Origin of the sequence: Bacillus sp. JAS24-2 (assembly GCF_008274905.1) — a bacterium.
GTDB lineage: Bacteria > Bacillota > Bacilli > Bacillales > Bacillaceae_G > Bacillus_A > Bacillus_A cereus.
The window spans coordinates 315,565-334,042 of record NZ_CP031068.1 but is presented as its reverse complement, the minus strand read 5'-3'; the positions used below and the strand labels follow the sequence as shown (position 1 = coordinate 334,042).

Below are 18,478 nucleotides of genomic sequence, written 5' to 3'. Positions count from 1 at the left end.
CCTTACAGACTTGCTTTTTTTGTATGATAGTCTGTTGCTTGCTCAAACGCATGTGCAACGCGGTAAATTGTCGCTTCATCGAAGTGTTTACCAATGATTTGTAGACCAAGTGGCATGTTGTTAGCACCGAATCCACATGGAACAGAAATCGCTGGAACACCCGCTAAGTTTACTGGGATTGTTAAAATGTCATTTGCATACATTGTCATTGGATCATCAACTTTTTCGCCCACTTTAAATGCCGGAGTTGGCGTTGTTGGTCCAATAATAACATCATAGTTAGCAAATACATTTTCAAAGTCGTTTTTAATTAATGTACGTACTTGTTGTGCTTTCTTGTAATATGCATCATAGTAACCAGAGCTAAGCGCAAATGTACCAAGCATAATACGACGTTTAACTTCATCACCGAAACCTTCACTACGTGTGTTTTTGTAAAGATCTAATAAGTTATTTACATTATCAGAACGAACACCGTAACGCACGCCATCAAAGCGTGAAAGGTTCGCAGATGCTTCAGAAGAAGATAGTAAGTAATACGTTGCTAGAGCGTATTTAGAGTGTGGAAGCGATACTTCCTCCCAAGTTGCGCCCATACCTTCTAATACTTTTAAAGCAGCTAGTACTGACTCACGAGCTTCTTCGCCAACACCTTCGCCTAAGTATTCTTTCGGTACAGCAATGCGTAAACCTTTAACATCGCCTGTTAAACCAGCTAAATAGTTTCCAACTTCAACGTTTGCAGAAGTTGCATCCATGCGGTCAATACCTGAAATAGCTTGTAATAAGTATGCATTGTCTTCTACTGTACGTGTAATCGGTCCGATTTGGTCAAGTGAAGATGCGAATGCTACTAATCCGTAACGAGATACGCGTCCATAAGTTGGTTTTAAACCTACAACACCGCAATATGCAGCTGGCTGACGGATAGAACCACCCGTATCAGAACCTAGAGAGAATAGTACTTCTCCTGCTGCTACAGCTGCTGCAGAACCACCACTAGATCCGCCCGGAACGTAATCTAAGTTCCATGGGTTTTTCGTAGCGTAGAATCCTGAGTTTTCATTTGAAGAACCCATTGCGAACTCGTCCATGTTTAATTTACCGATTGTAATTGTGTCAGCAGCTTTTAGCTTTTGCACAACTGTCGCATCATAAATTGGATCGAAGTTTGCTAACATTTTGCTCGCACAAGTTGTACGAAGACCGTTAGTTACAATGTTATCTTTTACACCAATTGGCATACCGAATAATAAACCATTATCTTCAGCGCCGATTTTTGCATCTAATTCTTTCGCTTTTGCGCGTGCATTTTCTTCATCTAATGTAAGAAAAGCTTTTACGTTATCTTCAACATCCGCAATACGCTTGTAAGATTCTTCTACTAAATCCGTAACGGAAATTTCTTTGTTGTTTAACTTCTTATGTAACTCTGATACTGAATGATCAAATAATGACATCGAAATTCCCCTCCTCTATTCTAATACTGCTGGAACACGGATTTGATTATCTTTGTGATCCGGTGCATTTTTTAATACTTCTTCGACTGGTAAACCTTTTTCTGGTACATCTTCACGCATAACATTTTTCATAGTTAATACATGAGTTGTTGGTTTTACATCTGTTGTATCTAATTCATTTAACTGTTCTGCAAATGTAACAATTGCATCTAGTTGTTTTTGAAATTTTTCTGCTTCTTGATCAGTAATTGCAAGACGTGCTAAATGTGCTACGTGCTTTACATTCTCAACGGAAATTCTTGACACGGCTAGGCCACCTCCATAATATATCGTTCAATCTACAATACTATTGATGATACCAAATTTTCAGTACTTCAAGCAAGTCAACACAGAGTACTTACGCCATTTTTACATAAAAAAAGAAAGGCAAATGCCTTTCTTTACAATTTACTCTTTATCTAACGGTTTATTTTTCGGAAATCTCTCGTTATCTTCTTCATTATCACGAATTGTTTTTTGTAATACAAAACAAGACATCGTTAAAAATAATGTTCCAATTAAATAGTATCCTTTTACACTAAGCGTTTCATCTAACGTATAAATCCCAATTAGCATACCTGAAAGCGCACAAACAAATGAAGTCCATGCTAAAAACGTGAACGCTTGCGTATTACGTCTTCTCATCGTTCTCCCCCTCGTTAGCTGCATACCCATTATAGATAAGTATATTTACCATGATGGATTTTTATGTAAATTCTCGTTTTATATTTATAAATCTATCATAAAAGAATACTATTTTAAAGAAAGTTTTCTGCCTAATCTGAAAAAACAATTAAAATCATTGACAATTATTTCTATTCTACATAAAATAAAAATAAATATTACGAACCTCGAAATATACGGGAGTGGAATTAATTGTTGCAATATGAACATTTTTTAGACTTACTGCTAGATAACGCCAAGAAACTTTTCTATCCTGAAGAATGGGTAAGCCTAGATTTAACACTTTCTAAAACAGAAGTATTTTGTTTACTTTGGATGGAACGAAATACAGATATTACAATGACGAAAATTGCTGATCTTCTTGATATACCGATGAGTACAACAACGGGCGTTGTAAATCGCCTTGTAAAAAAGGGATATATTGAACGCTACCATGATGAAAATGACCGACGTATTGTATTAATTCGGTTAACAGAAAACGGCGTAATGCTCGTTCAAGAAGTAAAACAAAATGCGGCCCATTACTTTAGCTTAGTAACAGAAGCATTATCAGAAGAAGAAAAAGCATTCTTACTACAAATCTTCCAAAAAATCATGAATCACATCGCTACGTCACAGCAAAAAACAAAAGAAAAGATTTCTACACCTAAAATGAAAAACATTCCGATTGAATAAAACCCTATCTGGGTTTTTATTCAACCATTTACTTCGACACTCGTAATATTCGACATTCGAAACAAAGGGGATATGAATGATGAGAATTATCTTGTATACAGGTAAAGGCGGCGTAGGAAAAACTAGCATTTCAGCAGCAACAGCAATTCAAAGTGCGAAACAAGGATTAAAAACATTAGTAATGAGCACAGATCCTGCTCATAGTTTAGGAGATTCATTTGGTATAAAGCTATCTTCTGAACCACTAGAAATTCGTGAAAATTTGTGGGCACAAGAAATTAATACGATTTATGAAATGGAAAAAGGCTGGGGAAAATTACAGAAATATATTACACTACTCTTCACTTCTAAAGCAGCTGATGATATTACAACAGAAGAATTAACGATGTTTCCCGGTATGGAAGATTTAATTAGCCTACTTCGCGTACTCGATTATTATAAGCAAGACACATATGATGTTATCATTATTGATTGTGCCCCTACAGGAGAAACATTAGCAATGCTAAGCTTTCCAGACATGCTCAGCTGGTGGATGGAAAAATTATTTCCTATTAAAAGAAAAGTTTTAAAAGTCGTTCGTCCTGTAGCTCAACCACTCCTTGGTGTCCCTCTTCCAACCGACGATATTATGGACGAATTAACAAGTACACTTGAACAGCTCGGAGAAATGAGAGATATTTTATCAAATCGAGAAGTAACAAGTATCCGCATCGTTGTAAATCCTGAAAAAATGGTCATTAAAGAAGCCCAGCGCAGCTTTACTTATTTGAATTTATACGATTATAACGTAGATGCCATTATGATTAACCGCGTCATCCCTAACACTGTCACCGATCCTTATTTTCAGGCATGGAAAGATACACAGAAGAAATATAAAACATTAATTAAAGATAGTTTTCAACCCCTTCCTATTTACGAAGCTCCAATGTTTGAACAAGAAGTTGTTGGTTTGTCTATGTTAGAACGTGTAGGAGATTCTTTATTTAAAACTGATCATTCCCCTACAGAAGTAAAATTTAACGGGCGCACTCAATATGTAAAAAAGGATGGCGATGAGTATATTTTCGTTCTGTCCATTCCCTTCTCAAACAAAAGTGAACTTTCCTTAAATCAAAAAGGTGATGAACTTATTATTCGAGCGGGTTCTGTTAAACGGAACATCACGTTACCAAAAACATTAACACACCTTTCTATTCAAGGAGCAAAATTTGAAGAAGATGTACTAAATATTCGGTTTGGAGGTGTAGTACATGCATGAGGAATTACTACGAAGGGTAATTCGTACAAAAGTAAAAGTCGGGATGCATATATTAGAAGAGCTACCTAATCCAATCCAACAATCAGCTAAGCAAATATTAAATATTTTACAAGAGGAACTAGCTGCTTATCTGAAAGAACGAGAGCATCATGAAGTTAATTTAAAAAATATCATAATTGAATAACCATCTCTGTATAGAGGGCCTTTTTTTAGGCTTTCTATACTTTATTGGAGTGATGTAAATTGATGAAAAAACATTCCACTACTATATTCTGGATCATTCCCTTATTATTTTTCATTCATAACCTTGAAGAAGCTTTCCAAATGCCACAATACCTTGCTAATCAATTTTCAATCCGTCTTATAACTAGCCAACAATTTTTCATCGCCATTTCCGTATTAACAATCTTTGTATTACTTATCGTCTTTCTATATCAACTTAACTTCTTGTCTTCTATATGCTGGATTATTTTTATACAAGGGGCCATCTTCTTCAACTCTGTTCAACATATTATTTTGTTTTTCATTTATCGCTCTTATAACCCCGGCGTAATATCAGCATTTTTCATTACTCTCTTTTCTATTTTCTTTTTTTTATCAAAAAAACACTTAATTCATCCAAAGCAATTCGTAATTACACTCCTTTTCAGCTTATTTTCTTATCCCATTATAATTTGGATCACCTTACTGTTCGCTAGCTACTTTCATTCATAAAAAAAGACCAGGAAAATTCCTGGTCTATCACTCTACTTAACAAACATTGGATTCTATGTTATACAAAATTGGAAGGTACAGAATTAGGGTTTGTTTGTTAAGTTTATATGTTGAACGAACTAACAGCGGAGGGGTTCCTTCTGTTAGTCCATTAAACCCAATGATTATTTTACGATTTTTTCAAGCTCATCAAGTGAAAGATCTACTGAAATGGAACCATCATTTGTTTCTTTCTTAATTGCGTCTGTTACTTCTTTTGAATGATATAGTTCAATTACTTTTTTCAATGTTGGATCATCTTTATCTTTCTTACGAGCTGCAAAAATATTAATATATGGCTTTGCATTTTCATTCTTTGGATCTTCTAAGAAAATAGGATCCTTCGCTGGATCTAATCCAGCTTGACCAGCAACACCGTTATTAATAACTGATGCCGCTACATCTTTTAACACACGAGGTGTTTGCTGTGCGATAACCGGTGTAATTTTTAATTTCTTCGGATTTTCAGCAATACCACTTGGATCTCCAAATAGACCAAAGTCTTTTTTAAGCTTTAATAATCCAGCTGCATCAAGAAGTTTTAATGCCCGTGCTTGGTTCGTTGGATCGTTTGGAATTGCAATTTCTGAACCATCTGGGATTTCATTTGCTTTCTTATATTTTTCAGAGTATAAACCCATTGGCGCAATTTGCGTTGTACCAACAGCTGTAATATCTAACTTATGCTCTTTTTTAAATTGCTCTAAGAAAGCAATATGCTGGAATGAGTTTAATTCAATATCTCCATCAGCTAACGCTTTATTTGGCGTTGTGTAATCAGAGAACTCGACCAGTTTAATCTTAATCCCTTCTTTTTCAGCTTTTTTCTTCAAAATTTCCCAAGCGTCTCCATCCGTTCCAGTTACACCGACGCGAACTACTTTTTCTTTCGCTCCTGCACCCGTTTCTCCACTTGAGCAGCCGCTTAATGCTGAGACTCCTACAATCGCTGATAATGCAAATGCTAAAATTTTCTTCATTTTCTTTTCCTCTCTTCCTTTTTATGATCTGCGTAACAAGACTTTCGCAAAGTAGTTTCCTAAATTTTGAGCTATCTGTACGAGAATGATAAGTAACACGACCGTTACGAACATAACTGATGTATCAAAACGTTGATAACCATATGTCATTGCCAAGTCACCAAGACCGCCACCACCGACAAGCCCAGCAACTGCAGAGAATTCAATTAAACCAACTGTCATAAATGTGACACCTAAGATTAATGGTGCTAACGCTTCTGGTACAAGGATTTCAAAAACAATTCTAATTGGTGAGGCGCCCATTGCTTGCGCTGCTTCAATTACTCCTTTCGGAACGGAAACAAGGTTTGTTTCAACCATTCTAGCAATACCAATTGATGCGACTAACGTCATCGGGAAAATTGCCGCTGCTGTTCCAATCGTCGTTCCGATAACACTTCTTGTTAGTGGACTTAAGGCTACTAAAAAGATAATGAATGGTACCGGACGAATTGTATTAATTATGATGTTAAGAATAGAAAAGACCCATTTATTTTCTAAAAAGTTTCCTTTTCTCGTTACATATAAAAGTAAACCTAGAGGTATACCCAGAATTGTAGCGAATATAAGGGTTACAATTACCATTAAGAGGGTATCCCCCGTCGCATCTAGTATGCGCGGCCAAAATATACTCCAATCAACTCGCATGAGCTTCTACCTCCTTCAGCTGCACTTGCAGTCTTAGATGTTGTAATGCTTTTTGAATTTCCCTCTGCTCACCTTGCAACTCTACAAGAAGATTTCCAAATAGCACATTTTGAAGTTCAATAATATTTCCGTACAGTACATTTACATCGACGTTATAGTTTTTTGCGATATATGATAGTACCGGCTGTCCTGTCTCCTCACCAGTAAATGTTAGACGATAAATTTGACCACCATTTTGAATTTTCGCTAGAACACTTTCCGGTAAATGATCATTAATGACAGAACGTACAAAGTTTTGAGTCGTCTTTGTTTTTGGTTGCGTGAAAACATCAAACAGTTTTCCTTCTTCAATAACTTTCCCCTTCTCCATTACAGCTACACGGTGACAAATTTCTTTCACAACATGCATTTCATGTGTAATAAGAAGAATTGTTAAATTGTATTCTCGATTTACTTTCTTTAATAAGTTTAGAATTTCTGTCGTCGTTTCTGGATCTAAGGCTGATGTTGCCTCATCACATATAAGAATATCTGGCGATGTCGCAAGTGCTCTAGCAATGCCCACACGCTGCTTTTGCCCACCTGATAGCTGCTCTGGATAATAGTTTGCTTTATCTTCTAACCCTACAAACTTCAGCAGTTCATTTACTCTTTCTTTTATCTCATTCTTTGGTACTTTCGCTAACTTTAATGGATAAGCAATATTTCCAAATACTGTTCTTGAATTAAATAAATTAAAACTTTGAAAAATCATTCCGATTCTTTGTCTTAGTTTACGCAATTCTTTCGTCGATAATGATGTAATATCTTTATCATCTATTGAAATCGTTCCTGCCGTCGGTCTCTCTAACATATTTACTAAGCGTAATAACGTACTCTTTCCAGCGCCACTAAAACCGATAATGCCAAAAATTTCGCCTTTCTCAACTGATAATGTTACATCCTCCACCGCGTGAACAGATTGGCCAGCTGATTCATACACTTTACTTACATTGGTAAAAGAAATCATTTTTTCCCCTCCTATATGCTGTAAAAACTTGAAGCAGAGCTTTCGAGGTAAAATAAAAAGTGCCCTCCTTCTTATCAACCATAAAGATAAGAAGGAGAGCACTTATATGTACTCGTTCACATCTTCTCATCTTCCAAGCCTTTATATGGCTTGCTGGAGTTAGCACGGTATTAAAAAACCCGTTGCTGAGGTATCGTAGGGCCAGTCCCTCCACCTCTCTGGATAAGAATGTATCGATTTAATTGTCGTTTAATTAATTCTCATTATAGAACTCAGAATAATAAGAGTCAATACATTTTTTAGAAAAATATTAATTATTTCTTTATTAAAATTTTCAGATGAATATTCATCTGAAAAATAGTAACTTTCAAGGTTATTTAAAATTCTTCTTCCTCATATTTTTAAACAGGAGAATCCTCTCTACGAATTGAATAAATTTATTTGAATATGAAACTCGGAGGAAGATAAATATATGAAAACAGCTCTTTTACTCGTCGATATTCAAAACGATTATTTTCCAAATGGAAAGATGGAATTGCGTAATCCAGTAGAAGCAAGCGAATATGCTAATCAGTTATTACAACAATTTAGAACAAACAGCGAACCTATTTTTCATATCCAACACGTAGCTATAAAAGATGACGCTACTTTTTTCCTACCTAATACAGAAGGTGTACATATTCACGAAAGCGTACGTCCACTTAGAGAAGAAACAGTTATAGTCAAACATTATCCAAATAGCTTCCGAGAAACTAATCTTCTAGAGCAATTAAAACGTTTTAATATTGAACATGTCGTTGTATGCGGGATGATGACTCATATGTGTATCGATGCAACAGTAAGGGCTGCATTCGATTTTGGCTTTCAATGTACCGTTATACATGACGCTTGTGCTACAAAAGACCTTTCTTTTAAGAACGCTACTATACCAGCTGTTTATATTCACAATACAATTTTAGCTAGTTTAAATGGCGTATATGCAAATGTAATAAGCACGCAAGAATTTTTAGCTACATAAAAAAACACTCCTTTCAGTGAGCAAAACCAAAAGGAGTGTTCCTTGTCGAACCATAGATTTTCTTTCAAATTGTATTATACAGGAAATTCTCAAAATGAATACTAAAAAATATGACTAATAAGTCAACTTTTCTCATTATTTTATTTCTGTTTACATGTTTATCCCGCTATTAATAGGTTTTAGCTCATTCTCTTCGAACGACGGTAATATATGGGGTTTCAATTTTAAAAGGAGCTCTTCACATTCTGTGAAGAGCTCCTCTACTATTTCTTATAAAGTTTCAGAAGTAGTTTTTGCTTGCATGTGAAGTGCTAAATAATCAGGTCCACCAGCTTTAGAGTCTGTACCAGACATGTTAAAGCCACCGAATGGCTGGTAACCTACGATTGCACCAGTACATCCACGGTTGAAGTATAAGTTACCAACGTGGAAGTCTTCGCGTGCTTTTTCAATATGGTCACGGTTGTTAGTAATAACAGCACCTGTTAAACCGTATTCCGTATTGTTTGCAATTGCAAGTGCATGATCGAAGTCTTTCGCTTTACAGAATGCTACTACTGGTCCGAAGATTTCTTCTTTCATTAAGCGAGCATCTTCTGCAACGTCAGCAACGATTGTTGGTTGGATGAACCAGCCTTTAGAATCGTCTCCTTCGCCACCTGCTAAGATTCTACCTTCTTCTTTACCAATTGCAACATAGCTCATTACTTTATCAAATGCAGCTTGGTCATTAACAGGACCCATGTTTGTACCTAATACTGCTGGGTTAGCAACTGTTAATTCTTTTGTTAATTCAACAGCACGATTTAATACGTGATCGTATACATCTTCATGGATTACTGCACGAGAACATGCAGAACATTTTTGTCCTGAGAATCCGAATGCTGATGCAACGATAGACTTAGCTGCTAATTCAAGATCTGCTTCTTTATCAACAACGATTGTGTCTTTACCGCCCATTTCAGCGATAACGCGTTTTAACCAAATTTGTCCTGGGTTTACTTTCGCTGCACGCTCATAGATGCGGATACCTACATCACGAGATCCCGTGAAGCTTACGAAACGTGTACGAGGATGATCTACTAAGTAGTCACCAACTTCAGAACCGTTACCTGGAACGAAGTTTACTACGCCAGCTGGTAAGCCAGCTTCTTCTAATACTTCCATAAATTTCGCTGCTACTACAGGAGTTGTACTAGCTGGTTTTAGTAATACTGTGTTACCAGAAACTAAAGCAGCTGTTGTCATACCTGCCATAATTGCGAATGGGAAGTTCCAAGGAGAAATGATAACACCTACTCCTAATGGAATGTAAGAGAAACGATTATATTCAATTGGACGGCTTTCTACTGGAATACCGTCTTTTAATTTTAACATTTGACGACCATAATATTCCATAAAGTCGATTGCTTCTGCTGTATCAGCATCTGCCTCATTCCATGGCTTACCTGCTTCTTTTACAAGAATAGCAGAGAATTCATGTTTTCTGCGACGAACGATTGCTGCAGCACGGAATAAAATGTCTGCACGCATTTCTGGCTTTGATTTTCTCCAAGTTTGGAATGTTTCATCCGCTACTTGCATTGCTTTTTCAGCTAACTCACGGCTTGCTTTTGAAACACGACCAACAAGTTCCTCTTTATTTGCAGGGTTTACAGAAACAATTTTGTCTTCTGTAGTGATTTTTTCTCCCCCAATAATTAATGGATAGTCTTGTCCAAGATAAGATTCTACTTTCTTTAAACCTTCTTCAAACGCTAATTTGTTAGCCTCCACTGAAAAATCTGTAAATGGCTCATGTTTGTATGCTACTACCATTTTTTTTAGCCTCCCCTTAGAAAAACGTTTACATTTTACAACATTATTCTACACGATAATTTAGATTTATTCAAATATTCCTAGACTTATATTTTTAAAATTAATAAATTTTTAAAATATAATAAAAAAAAGAGATTCATACATGCGTATGAATCTACAAAATATGAGTATATTCCAAAACATTTTTCCCGATCAATAATATAGTAACTAATAAAAATAAAGTCCTTACATATCCAACACCTTTTTGAACCGCAAACTTCGATCCAAAATAAGCACCTAAGATCATTGATAATCCCATGATAATACCGTATTCAAAATGAATTATGTCTAAGAATAAAAAAGTAATTAAAGATACAATATTACTAACAAAGTTCAAAAGTTTTCCAGATGCTGCCGCTTGAATAAAATCCAAGCCAATTAATAAAAATGCAAAAATTAAAAACGACCCTGTCCCTGGTCCAAAAAACCCATCATAAAATCCTATCATTAAAATAGCAAAGAAAAATATTAATGTTTTTCTTTGCGTCATCTTCTTATAGGTAGACACACTTCCCCAATTCTTTTTTGCAATAATATAAATAGCAATAAATACCAACATTACAAGTACTAATGGGCGTAAAATATCCGATGGAATAAATTTTACTACTAAAGCACCTGCAACAGCTCCAACAATAGTTAACGGGATTAACTTTCCTACAATTTTAAAATCAACTTTTCCTGATCGAATGAAATACATCGCACTCGTAAACGTCCCCATTGTTGCCGCTAATTTATTCGTTGCAATTGCCGAAGCTGGCGATAGGCCAACAAACATAAGTGCAGGAAGCGAAATTAACCCTCCCCCTCCAACAACGGAATCAATAAAAGCTGCTAAAAAACCGAATGCAATTAATAAAATAATGACTTGAAAACTTAATTCTTCCATGAGCTTTACCCCTCACCCCTATTTTTTACAACATTTTAAATTATAACAAAATTACATAAGAAAAAAAGCTGTTCCATAGAGGAACAGCCTTCATATTTAATCTAAAATTTTCACAAGTGGTTCATCTTGTTTTGCTTCACGTATAATAATAGCTTCTGGGCGTTCTACAGATTTAATCGTTACTTGTACTTTCATATAATTCGGGAAGTATTCCATAACAAGCCCTGCCACATATTGTGTAAAACCAACTATTTCCGCTTTTCCATTAAACTGGACAGGAATATCAAGCTTCATTTCTCTTAATTCATCATCTCTATACATACCAGTACCAATAACAGCTGTATAGTCGCCTTGGAAATAATCGCTTAGTTTTGCCTTAAAGTTGGATACTCTTGCAAGATCTTCACGTTTATTATCTGTTTTCGCTTGCTCTGATGGGAACAAATAATATTTTTCATTAATTTGTTTCCAATCTTCAACCGTTTCACTACCTTTTTCGACATTTGCATAAGAAACAAAATTACCTGGCACGAGCGAAGACTTTGGAGCTTGGCGATAAATCGCAAATGTTATCGGAATATTTTTTGTTTCAGGTTCTTTTTGATGTATGACTTTCAAAATTTCTTGCGCCATTTTTTTCCCTTCAGCTAACATCTTTTCATCTGGGATTGCAGATTCACGTGGGTAACCATGCTCTTCGTTAAAATATTGAACAGAATTCATCGCTAATCCAACTACCATACCAACACGTTCCTCGCCGTTATCGCCTTTTTTCACATAATAATCATGCTCTAAAATATTTGAAATATATATTGGATTTTTTTTATTTTTCACTTCTAGTGATTCGGATCCTGTTCCTAATGCAGGATTTAATCCTATATTTGGAAATTTAACTGCATCTTTTTTTAATTTTTCCTCTAGTTCCTTTTGTTCAGCATCTGTACGTTTTCTTTTAACAAGCATCTGTATAGTTTGAGTATCTAGAGCTTTTCCGCCTTTTAAAAAATTATCTTTCGTACTAAATGATTCTTTTGCAATTCGCATTAATCCTGTTTCAAATTCATCTATATCAAGGCGACTATTTAACCCTTGCACCACTAAACCACGTGCCTTTCCACCATCAAATGGAATAGTCGTCTTATAATATTCATCCGAAATAGCGTATTTTGGAACAACTGATTGTTCTTTTGCTTTCCCCGATTTCCCAGCCACTTTTTCATCTTTGTCGGCACCTGCACTACACCCACTTACAAGTAGGCCAAGGCTTAATACCGCTAATGCTATTTTTTTCATGGTAAGTTTGCACCTCTTACTTATTTAGCTCTTGTAAGAACCTCTCTTCATTCCAAACCTCAACATTATGTTTCTCCGCTTGTGCTAATTTCGAACCAGCTGCTTCACCTGCAACAACTAAATCCGTACTCTTACTAACACTTCCTGTTACTTTTCCACCTAATGCCTCAATCTTCTTCTTCGCTTCACTTCGTCCCATAACTTCTAGCTTACCTGTTAAAACAACCGTTTTTCCTGCGAAGTAAGATTCAACATTTTGTAAATCTGCAATTTTTATACCTTTGTATGTCATATTCACGCCATACTCTTTAAACTGCTGTAATAACTCTAATACATCTTCATTATCAAAATATGTCACAACAGATTGAGCCATTTTTTCGCCAATTTCATTAATTGCTTTTAGTTCTTCTTCCGTTGCTTTTACAAGCTCATCCATCGTTTCAAAGTGCTCTGCAAATGTACGTGCTGCTTTCGCTCCAACGTGGCGAATTCCAAGACCAAATAATAATCGCTCTAACGAGTTTTCTTTAGAATTTTCAATTGCTTGTATTAAGTTTGTTGCTGATTTTTCACCAAAACGTTCCAACTGTAATAATTGCTCTTTCGTCAATGCATATAAATCAGCAAATGTACGAATGTAATCTGCATCAAAGAGTTGTGTAATGACACGTTCTCCAAGTCCATCAATATTCATTGCATTTCTTGAAACGAAATGGATTAACCCTTCTCGAATTTGAGCCGGACAAGTCGGATTTATACATCGAAGTGCTACTTCTTCTTCTAAACGAACAAGTTCACTCTCACATGCTGGACAATGAGTTGGCATGCGGTATTCTTCTTCCTCACCAGTACGCTTATCAAAAATAACGTTCACAACTTCAGGAATAATATCTCCAGCCTTCTTCACAACAACGTAGTCACCAATTCGAATGTCTTTTTCACGAATTAAATCTTCGTTATGTAAAGAAGCACGACGAACAATCGTACCAGCAACTCTCACTGGCTCTAGTTCTGCAGTCGGTGTTACAACCCCTGTTCGGCCAACACTTAATTCAATGCCTGTTAATCTCGTTACAACTTCTTCAGCCGGAAATTTATAAGCAATCGCCCACCTTGGACTCTTCGCTGTAGTTCCTAGACTTTCTTGAAGAGCAACATCATCTACTTTTATAACGATTCCATCAATCTCATAATCAAGATGCGGACGTTTTTCTTGCCATTCTTCTACATAAGCTATAACTTCTTCAATTGTTTCACATGTACGGCGATTTGGATTTGTCTTAAATCCAAGTTCACCTAAGAAATCCAGCGATTCACTATGTGATGAAATTGTTTTTTCTTCTACATTCGCAAGACCATACACAAACATAGATAAGTTACGCTTCGCTGCAATTTTCGGATCAAGTTGACGTATTGAACCTGCTGCTGCATTACGCGGATTCGCAAATACATCTTCTCCATTTTGCTCTTTTTCTTCATTTAGTTTAACGAATGAACGCTTCGGCATATAAGCTTCGCCTCTTGCTTCTAACGTTACTTCTTCATTTAAACGAAGTGGGATAGCTTTAATCGTTTTTAAATTTTGAGTAATATCTTCACCCGTTACACCATCACCACGTGTCGCCCCTTGAATGAAGCGTCCTTTTTCATAATGAAGCGAAACGGCAAGCCCGTCAATTTTTAATTCACATATATATCTTACATTCGCACCATCAATTCCTTGACGTACTCTTCTGTCGAAATCACGTAAATCTCCTTCGTTAAATGCATTTCCTAAACTTAACATTGGTGACTTATGTGTTACTTTTTCAAATATATCAAGAACAGTCCCCCCAACGCGAACGGAGGGAGAATCTTCACTCATAAACTCTGGGTTCTCTGCTTCTAATTTTATAAGCTCCTGCATATTACGGTCATATTCCGCATCAGAAACAGAAGGATTGTCTAATACGTGATATTGATAGTTAAATGTATTTAACAAGTCACGTAATTCTTCTATACGTTTTTTTACTATCTCTTTTGACATATCCTCATTCCTTTCCTATTGTTTCGTCACAGGCGCAAATTTTGCTAACAAACGTTTAACACCAATTGGGCTTGGGAACGCAATATCTAATTCTTTTGCATCACCTTCACCTTTTACACTTACAACTGTACCGACTCCCCATTTTTGGTGGGAAGCTTTATCTCCTACTGCCCAGCCAATTTGTTCGCCGCCTGTCGTCTTAGCTGCAGGGCGCGCGAAAGCTGAACGAGAGCGTGTTGCTGTTGTGATTGTCGTTTTGCCGCTACTTGCCGTTCTGCCTTTTGTACCAAACGATGTTTCACGCTTCGGCGCTGTTTCATTTAATGATTCCACTAGTTCTGTCGGGATTTCTGTAATAAATCGAGACGCAGCGTTCATACTTGTTCTACCAAATAATGTACGCATTTGCGCGTTAGATAAATATAGCTCTTCTTCTGCACGAGTAATACCTACATAAGCAAGACGACGTTCTTCTTGCATTTCATCCTCTTCCATAAGAGAACGAGTATGAGGGAATATCCCTTCCTCTAAGCCAACAATAAAGACAACCGGGAACTCTAATCCTTTCGCCGAGTGCATCGTCATTAAAATAACTTCTTCACCAGCAGTTGGGTCTTCATCTACACGATCAATATCAGCAACAAGTGCTAAATCTGTTAAGAATGCAACAAGGCTCTTATCTTCGCTTTGAGATTCAAATGTTTGCGTAACAGATAAGAACTCGTCTAAGTTTTCTAAACGACCTTCCGCTTCTAAAGAACGTTCATTTTTCAACATATCGCGATAGCCTGTTTTTTCAATAACTTCTTCTACTAATTCTGTAACAGATAAATACTCTTGCATATTTACCCAGTTATTTAATAAATTCGCGAATTCTTTTACTGCCTTTGTAATTTTTGCACTTACTCCAACATGCTCAATCTCATCAAATACAGCAGTTAATGAAATTCCATTTTGCACACCGTAATTAATAATTTTATCGATAGAAGTCGCACCAATGCCACGCTTTGGCACATTTATAATACGTGCAAAACTAATTTCATCATCTGGATTACCGATTAAACGTAAGTACGCCAAAATATCTTTAATCTCTTTACGATCGTAGAACTTCGTACCCCCGACAATTTTATACGGAATGTTAGATTTAAGGAAAATCTCCTCGACCATACGAGACTGAGCATTCGTACGATATAGCACTGCAAAATCAGTATATTTTCGTTTCCCCATTTGAATATCGTCACGAATTTTTTTTGCAACAAAATACGCTTCGTCCTTTTCAGTTGCAGCACGATAATACGAGATTTTACTTCCAACTTGATTGTCTGTCCATAATTTCTTCGGCTTACGATTCGTATTTTTTTCAATAACAGCATTCGCTGCATTTAAAATATTTTGTGACGAACGATAGTTTTGTTCTAACAGAATTACTTGTGCATTCTCATAGTCTTTTTCGAATGACAAAATGTTAGAAATATCTGCACCACGCCAGCGATAAATAGACTGGTCAGAGTCACCCACAACACAAAGATTTTTAAAACGCGCTGCCAAATGTTTAACAAGAAGATATTGCGCTTTGTTCGTATCTTGATACTCATCAACATGAATATATTGGAACTTACGCTGATAAAACTCTAATACTTCTGGAACACGTTCAAATAGCTGAATCGTCGTCATAATTAAATCATCAAAGTCTAATGAATTATTTTTCAAAAGACGTTTTTGATACTCTGTGTATACATCGCTCGTTAATTTTTCATATGGATCAGCCATTGTAATTTTTTTTGCATATTTATCCGCAGATAACAGTTCATTTTTCGCATTACTAATACCCGCTAAAATAGAGCGCGGCTCAAATTTCTTCGGATCAACATTGCGCTCTTTCATAATTTTTTTGACTACAGTTAGCTGATCACCTGAATCTAAGATTGTAAAGTTACGATTAATACCAATACGATCGATATCGCGTCGTAAAATACGTACACACATAGAGTGGAACGTCGAAATCCAAATATCTTCTGCTTCTGGTCCCACAAGTGTATCAATACGCTCACGCATTTCACGAGCTGCTTTATTTGTGAAGGTAATAGCTAGTACATTCCATGGTGCTACACCTTTTTCACCAAGTAAATACGCAATACGATGTGTTAACACACGTGTCTTACCACTACCTGCACCTGCCATTAATAGAAGTGGTCCATTCGTTGTTTGTACTGCTTTTTGTTGCTGTGGATTTAAACCGTTTAATAACTTATCTGTCATACTCATATACGCCTGCACCTACTCTCCTTTTACTGCTTTAACTGTTTTTAACGCCGATTTTATATCATCATAAATAATATTTCCAACAACTACTGTATCAGCATATTGTGCCATTTCTTTCGCCTGTTCTGCATTAGAAATACCACCGCCATAATATAACTTAGCTTGTTTCAATTCTGCTTTTACATTTTTAACAAGTTCAACATCTCCATACGTACCGCTATATTCTAAATAAAATATCGGTAAACGTAATAGCTTGTCTGCTAAACGAGCATATGCAATAACGTCATCTTCTGTTAAATCACATTTCGCTTCTGTAAGCTGGGCTACTTTCGCTTCTGGATTTAAAACACAATACCCTTCCATAAAAATTTCGTCCCAGTCCATAATATCCCCAAATTCTTTCAATGCCTCATGATGAACACCTGTTACCCATTCTACTTTTCGGCTATTTAAAACACTTGGGATGTAATAAAAATCAAATCCTGGTGTAATTGCTTCTACATCAGAAACCTCTAATACACAAGGAACTGCATATCTACGAATGCTAACTAGCATGTGTAATACGTTATCAATTGTAACTCCATCACTTCCGCCTACAATAACCGCATCAGTTCCAGACTCACAAATCATTTCTAAATGTTCATCGCTTAACTCCTTATTTGGATCAAGCTTAAATACATGTTTCCATCCGGAAATATCGTACATGAAAACACCCTTCCTTTTCTCTAGTTATATATATTTCTGTTCAAAATAACAGTTTATTTTCATCATTATTGTTTTAACTTCATCTTAAATATTTGTTTAAAACGGAGAATTAAGTTTGGAATTACCTCTTCCATATTTTTTAAACTAGAGGATTTAATTTTGAAGTTCCTTTTATGCATTCTTTCATTATAACAAAAAAAGTTACTTACACACACGCACATTCCAACATCTTTTTCCACGTCAAATGTTGGATTACATATCCCAAAAATCAAACGGGATACTAATAAAAGAAATAGTATTATCTATTTCAACTTTCATAAAAAGGAGTGTTTTTCTAATGAAGCAAAATATCGGGACAATAAACGCTCTAATTCGAATTACACTTGGGCTCGTCCTCTTCGGATGTAGTGCAACTAAACTTGTACGCAAGCCGTGGTGCACTTGGTCTAACATTTTTCTATGGATTGGTGCAATGAAAGTTGCAGAAGGAATTGTTCGTTTCTGCCCTGTTGTTGAAATGTGGAAATTCGGAAAATACATGAACATGGGGGCATTTAAAATGCCTAGCATGAATTTTGCTGAAAAAGGACATGCTAAAGAAGAAGTGAATCAAACTTCCACTCATGACAAGCCAGAGTCAAAAGGAAGTTATGACGCTTCTGACAAAGAGATTGAGTCAGCGATTGAAGATATAATCCTGGCAAAACCGCTTTGAATCATTTGTCACGATGTAAGATGCTCTCAAAGGGACTTAGCTGCTGCAGTGGGCGGTTAAGTCTTCTTTATTTTACCATAAAACAGAACGTATATTCTCTTTTTGAACCTTAAAATGTATATAAAAGATATCAACCAATAAAATTCAGAAAATTAGATGCATACCTCTTGC

17 protein-coding genes, 1 pseudogene and 1 riboswitch are annotated in these 18,478 nt (G+C 36.1%); of the genes and pseudogenes, 6 read left to right on the top strand and 12 right to left on the bottom strand.

The features are described from left to right. Positions 1-2 precede the first annotated feature (2 nt). The 3 genes from gatA to DN407_RS01845 form a co-directional block, all read right to left on the bottom strand. Positions 3-1,460 carry an Asp-tRNA(Asn)/Glu-tRNA(Gln) amidotransferase subunit GatA gene (gene gatA, locus DN407_RS01855; RefSeq protein WP_000051441.1) on the bottom strand — a complete coding sequence of 486 codons (1,458 nt, stop codon included), beginning with the start codon at positions 1,458-1,460 and terminating at the stop codon, positions 3-5. A gap of 15 nt (positions 1,461-1,475) precedes the next feature. Further along, a complete protein-coding gene (gatC, locus tag DN407_RS01850) occupies positions 1,476-1,766 on the bottom strand; it encodes an Asp-tRNA(Asn)/Glu-tRNA(Gln) amidotransferase subunit GatC (RefSeq protein ID WP_000086999.1) in 291 nt (96 codons plus the stop codon). 141 nt (positions 1,767-1,907) lie between these two features. Continuing rightward, positions 1,908-2,144, bottom strand: a complete 237-nt coding sequence (locus tag DN407_RS01845) for a YiaA/YiaB family inner membrane protein (RefSeq protein ID WP_001254393.1) — start codon at positions 2,142-2,144, stop codon at positions 1,908-1,910. 231 nt (positions 2,145-2,375) lie between these two features. Here DN407_RS01845 and DN407_RS01840 point away from each other — a divergent pair, with 231 nt between their 5' ends. The 4 genes from DN407_RS01840 to DN407_RS01825 all read left to right on the top strand — a co-directional run bounded on the left by DN407_RS01840 (position 2,376) and on the right by DN407_RS01825 (position 4,830). Further along, positions 2,376-2,858 (top strand): MarR family winged helix-turn-helix transcriptional regulator, encoded by a 483-nt coding sequence (locus tag DN407_RS01840; RefSeq protein ID WP_149215958.1) that lies wholly within the window; start codon positions 2,376-2,378, stop codon positions 2,856-2,858. Between the two features lie 76 nt (positions 2,859-2,934). Continuing rightward, on the top strand, positions 2,935-4,116 hold the full coding sequence (locus tag DN407_RS01835; protein ID WP_179955809.1) for an ArsA family ATPase: 1,182 nt from the start codon (positions 2,935-2,937) through the stop codon (positions 4,114-4,116). Next, positions 4,109-4,300, top strand: coding sequence for a DUF3926 domain-containing protein (locus DN407_RS01830; protein ID WP_000544105.1), 192 nt, complete (start codon positions 4,109-4,111; stop codon positions 4,298-4,300). The genes DN407_RS01835 and DN407_RS01830 overlap by 8 nt, the downstream gene beginning before the upstream one ends. Positions 4,301-4,362: 62 nt before the next feature. Then, positions 4,363-4,830, top strand: a complete 468-nt coding sequence (locus DN407_RS01825; RefSeq protein WP_001986283.1) for an HXXEE domain-containing protein — start codon at positions 4,363-4,365, stop codon at positions 4,828-4,830. A 164-nt stretch (positions 4,831-4,994) separates the two neighbouring features. Here the strand turns inward: DN407_RS01825 and DN407_RS01820 are convergent, their stop codons facing one another. The 3 genes from DN407_RS01820 to DN407_RS01810 are packed head-to-tail and all read right to left on the bottom strand — an operon-like array spanning position 4,995 to position 7,545. After that, positions 4,995-5,849 carry a MetQ/NlpA family ABC transporter substrate-binding protein gene (locus DN407_RS01820; RefSeq protein WP_149215957.1) on the bottom strand — a complete coding sequence of 285 codons (855 nt, stop codon included), beginning with the start codon at positions 5,847-5,849 and terminating at the stop codon, positions 4,995-4,997. 21 nt (positions 5,850-5,870) lie between these two features. Next, positions 5,871-6,536, bottom strand: coding sequence for a methionine ABC transporter permease (locus DN407_RS01815; RefSeq protein ID WP_001261865.1), 666 nt, complete (start codon positions 6,534-6,536; stop codon positions 5,871-5,873). After that, positions 6,526-7,545 (bottom strand): methionine ABC transporter ATP-binding protein, encoded by a 1,020-nt coding sequence (locus DN407_RS01810; RefSeq protein WP_000623013.1) that lies wholly within the window; start codon positions 7,543-7,545, stop codon positions 6,526-6,528. Before DN407_RS01810 ends, DN407_RS01815 begins: the two co-directional genes overlap by 11 nt. Before the next feature lie 123 nt (positions 7,546-7,668). After that, positions 7,669-7,774, bottom strand: a riboswitch (SAM riboswitch). Positions 7,775-8,017: 243 nt separating this feature from the next. Here DN407_RS01810 and DN407_RS01800 point away from each other — a divergent pair. Then, positions 8,018-8,583 (top strand): annotated as a pseudogene (locus tag DN407_RS01800) (cysteine hydrolase family protein). Positions 8,584-8,833: 250 nt separating this feature from the next. Here the strand turns inward: DN407_RS01800 and pruA are convergent. The 6 genes from pruA to pcrB all read right to left on the bottom strand — a co-directional run bounded on the left by pruA (position 8,834) and on the right by pcrB (position 17,592). Next, on the bottom strand, positions 8,834-10,381 hold the full coding sequence (pruA, locus tag DN407_RS01795; protein ID WP_000259555.1) for an L-glutamate gamma-semialdehyde dehydrogenase: 1,548 nt from the start codon (positions 10,379-10,381) through the stop codon (positions 8,834-8,836). Positions 10,382-10,535: 154 nt separating this feature from the next. After that, positions 10,536-11,306, bottom strand: coding sequence for a TSUP family transporter (locus DN407_RS01790; RefSeq protein ID WP_000391975.1), 771 nt, complete (start codon positions 11,304-11,306; stop codon positions 10,536-10,538). 96 nt (positions 11,307-11,402) lie between these two features. Further along, positions 11,403-12,599, bottom strand: coding sequence for a CamS family sex pheromone protein (locus DN407_RS01785; protein ID WP_149215956.1), 1,197 nt, complete (start codon positions 12,597-12,599; stop codon positions 11,403-11,405). Positions 12,600-12,615: 16 nt separating this feature from the next. Continuing rightward, positions 12,616-14,625, bottom strand: coding sequence for an NAD-dependent DNA ligase LigA (ligA, locus tag DN407_RS01780; RefSeq protein WP_000031613.1), 2,010 nt, complete (start codon positions 14,623-14,625; stop codon positions 12,616-12,618). 15 nt (positions 14,626-14,640) lie between these two features. After that, a complete protein-coding gene (gene pcrA, locus DN407_RS01775; protein ID WP_002100669.1) occupies positions 14,641-16,890 on the bottom strand; it encodes a DNA helicase PcrA in 2,250 nt (749 codons plus the stop codon). Positions 16,891-16,902: 12 nt separating this feature from the next. Next, positions 16,903-17,592 (bottom strand): heptaprenylglyceryl phosphate synthase, encoded by a 690-nt coding sequence (gene pcrB / locus DN407_RS01770; protein ID WP_000272102.1) that lies wholly within the window; start codon positions 17,590-17,592, stop codon positions 16,903-16,905. 337 nt (positions 17,593-17,929) lie between these two features. Between pcrB and DN407_RS01760 the strand changes: the two genes are divergently transcribed. Continuing rightward, positions 17,930-18,307, top strand: a complete 378-nt coding sequence (locus tag DN407_RS01760; RefSeq protein WP_000812345.1) for a YgaP family membrane protein — start codon at positions 17,930-17,932, stop codon at positions 18,305-18,307. Positions 18,308-18,478: the final 171 nt, after the last annotated feature.